General features: G+C 73.9%; 2 protein-coding genes and 1 pseudogene. 1 reads left to right on the plus strand and 2 read right to left on the minus strand.

The window, feature by feature from the left end; translation table 11 throughout:
• Nucleotides 1-47: 47 nt before the first annotated feature.
• Nucleotides 48-848 carry a GNAT family N-acetyltransferase gene (locus tag HW445_RS23190; protein WP_180222898.1) on the minus strand — a complete coding sequence of 267 codons (801 nt, stop codon included), beginning with the start codon at nt 846-848 and terminating at the stop codon, nt 48-50.
• A gap of 55 nt (nt 849-903) precedes the next feature.
• Nucleotides 904-2988, minus strand: a complete 2085-nt coding sequence (locus tag HW445_RS23195) for an MMPL family transporter (RefSeq protein ID WP_308799741.1) — start codon at nt 2986-2988, stop codon at nt 904-906.
• Nucleotides 2989-3180: 192 nt separating this feature from the next.
• Here HW445_RS23195 and HW445_RS23200 point away from each other — a divergent pair.
• Nucleotides 3181-3421, plus strand: a pseudogene (locus HW445_RS23200) (restriction endonuclease); the annotation flags it as partial.

The raw sequence follows: 3421 nt of genomic DNA on the forward strand, positions 1-3421 counted from the left end.
CCGCCGCCGGGCAGGGTCACCGCGGACGCGCCGTCCGCGCCGGGAGGTCACAGCGCCGTGGGGCGGGTCCACCGGTACGGCGTCGTCGTGGTGACCCGGAGGAACCCGTAGCGTTCCAGGATCGGCCGGCTGTACTCGGTGGAGTCGCTGTGGACCAGCCGCTTGCCGGCCGCCAGCGCCGACCGGGCCCGCGCCGCGGTGAGGGCCCGGTAGATGCCCCGGCCCCGCCACTCCTTCAGCGTCGCCCCGCCCCAGATGCCGGCGAACTCCGTGCCCGCGACCGGCTCGAGCCGGCCCGCGGTGACGATCCGTCCCCGCGCCTCGGCGACCCACAGCTCCATGCCGTCGTCGAGCGACAGCCGGTACAGGATCGCGTCGGCGATCCGCGCGTCCACGGGGTCGCCGAACGCCTCGTCCTGCATCGCGCACATCGCCCGCACGTCCGCCTCCTCGGTCACCCGCCGCAGGACCACCCCGTCCGGCAGCGGCACCTCGACGGCCAGCGACCGGGCCTCACCGATCATGACCGACTCCGGCTCCTCGGGCGTGAACCCGTGCTCCAGCAGCGCCTCGTGGAGCCCGGGGGCGTGGTCGTGCCCCCGGGTCTTCCACTCCACCCGGGTGATCGACGGGTCCGACCGGTAGTGGTCGGCGGCCGCGCCGACCAGCCGGCGCACCTCGGCGGCGTCGGCCCCGTCGAGGTCCTGATAGGTGACGAACCCGCGTCCACCGCCGAAGACCACCAGCCGCAGCGGCCCGAGCCGGGTCACCGCGATGGCGCTGGGGGTCTCCGCGTCGGTGCGCAGCTGGGTGTCGTAGGCCCGGAGGAGGGCGGAGGTGTGATCCATGTGTCCGACCCTGCGGGGTGACCGTCCTGCGGGCAATCGAATTAGCCGCCGGGCGTCACGGCCGCATGGACCTGTTCGGCCACCACACCCGGGCCCCGAGGTCCCGCGCCAGCGCCGGCACCAGCAGGGAACGCACCACCAGGGTGTCCAGCAGCACGCCGAAGGCGACGATGAACGCGATGAACGCCATGAAGGCCAGCGGGATCACGGTCAGCGCCGCGAAGGTCGCGGCCAGCACCACGCCCGCCGAGGTGATCACCCCGCCGGTGGCGGACAGACCGGTGCGGATGCCCTCCCGCGTGCCGTGCAGCAGCGCCTCCTCGCGCACCCGGGTCATCAGGAAGATGTTGTAGTCCACGCCGAGCGCGACGAGGAAGACGAACCCGTACAGCGGCACCGACGCGTCCGTGCCGGTGAACCCGAACCCGTACCGGAAGACCAGCGCGGTCACGCCCAGGGTGGCCAGGTAGTTGAGCCCCACGGTCAGCACCAGCAGCACCGGCAGCAGCAGGCCGCGCAGCAGCAGGACCAGGATCAGCAGGATGATCGCCAGCACCACCGGCACGATCAGCGTCCGGTCCCGTGCGGCGGTGGCCTGGGTGTCGTACTGCTGGGCCGTGTAGCCGCCGACCAGCGCGTCGGCGCCGTCGATCCCGTGCACGGCCTCGCGCAGCCGGGGGATGGTCTCCTTGGCGGCGTCGCTGTCCGCGGCGGCCTTCAGCGTGGCGTCGATGCGGACCTTGCCGTCGACCACCGTCGGCTCGCCGCGCCCGGGCCCGTCCGCGGTGACCGGCACGGCCCGGCTGACGCCCTCGGTCGCGGCGGCGGCCCGGGTCACCTCCTCGGCCTTGCCGGCGTCGGCGACGATCACCGCGGGGTTGCCGGAGCCCGCCGGGAAGTGCGCGGCCAGCGCCTGCTGTCCGGTGACGGACGGCGCGTCGTTGACGAAGATCTCGTCCAGCGGCGTCCCCTTGGCGGCGAGCAGCGGGGAGAACGCGGCGCAGGCGGCGAGTCCGACCAGCGCGGTGATCCAGATGCGGCGCGGCCGGCGGTCCACCAGATCGGCGACCTTGTGCCACAGGCCGTTCTCCTGACGGGCCTTCTGCTGCGGCGACCCGGGACGCGTCGGCCAGTAGGCGGCGTTGCCCAGCAGCACCAGTACGGCGGGGAGGAAGGTGAGGGCCGCGGCCATCGCGCAGACCACGCCGATCGCGCCGACCGGGCCGAGCGCCCGGTTGTTGGAGAGGTCGCTGACCATCAGGGCCAGCAGGCCGAGGGCCACGGTCAGGCCGCTCGCCACGACCGCGCCGGCGGTCTGCCGCAGGGCGGTGCGCATCGCGGCGTACTTCTCGTGCCCGAGGGCGAGTTCCTCGCGGAAGCGGGCGGTGATCAGCAGCGCGTAGTCGGTGGCCGCGCCGATCACCAGGATGAACAGGATGCCCTGCACCTGCCCGTCGACGGACACCACGTCCCGCCGGGCCAGCGCGTACACCACCGCGCAGGCCAGCGCGAGCGCGAAGACGGCGGTGACGATCACGACCAGTGGGAGCAGGACACTGCGGTAGACGACCAGCAGGATCAGCAGCACCACGCAGAGCGCGACGACGAGCAGGATGCCGTCGATGCCGGCGAAGGCGTCGGAGAGGTCGGCCTGGGTGGCGGCCGGTCCGGTGACGTAGGCCCGCAGCCCTTCGGCCTCGCCCGCCGTGTCGCGGATGGTGGCGACGGAGCCGTCGGTCAGTTCCTCGTCGCCCGTCTCCAGCGGCAGCACCGCGGAGAGCGCGCGGCCGTCCTCGGAGGGGATCAGCCGCGCGGCGCCGGGGGCGTCCGCGACGACGCCGGGGGTCCGGGCCGCCTCGGCGAGCGCCGCGTCGGCCGCCTCGCGCTGCTGCGGGGTGACCTTGCCCCGCTCGGCGACCCACACGACGACGGCGGGCACCGTGCGGTCGCGTTCGAAGGCCTGCTGGAGTTCGTTGACCTTGGTCGACTCGGCGCTCTCCGGGAGGAAGGAGGCCTGGTCGTTGGTGGCGACGCTGCTGAGTTTCCCGGCGTACGGCCCGAGGAAGCCACCCGCCAGCAGCCAGACGACCACGACGAGGAGTACTGGGGCGAGCCGGCGCCACCGGCGGGTTGCTTCCACTGTGCTCTTCCTCCGCTGTGCCGTGCGGCGTGTGCCGCGCGCCCGATCCTGACACGTGCCCGCCGCCGCCCGGAGGAACCCTTGCCTGCACATCCGTTCGGTGAAACGCCGGTGCCCGGGTAGACGGCCGTCGACCGGTTCGATCACGTGCACCGGTGTCCGACCGTAGTTCGGCGCAGGAGGAGGGAACGGATGCAGGGCACGCCCGTCGAGCCCGTCCCCGCGGCCGGCCGTCGTCGCCGCCGCCGCTTCGACCTGCACTCCACGGCGATGCAGTTCGCACTGCTCGCGGTGCTGGTCCTTATGCTGGGCCTGGTGGTGCGGGTCGCGGCCGGGGCGATCGGGCGCCGGCCGGGGTGGATCGCCGTACTGGGCCTGCTGGTGGTGTTCGTGGTCCTGGCGGCGCGCCGGCGGCGACGCCGCCGGGGTGGAT

This window comes from Streptomyces sp. UH6, assembly GCF_013421635.1.
Classification (GTDB): Bacteria; Actinomycetota; Actinomycetes; order Streptomycetales; family Streptomycetaceae; genus Streptomyces; species Streptomyces abyssomicinicus.

Coding starts and splice junctions, on each gene's coding strand:
- HW445_RS23190 (WP_180222898.1), bottom strand. CDS start 848: ATGGATCACACCTCCGCCCTCCTCCGGGCCTACGACACCCAGCTGCGC.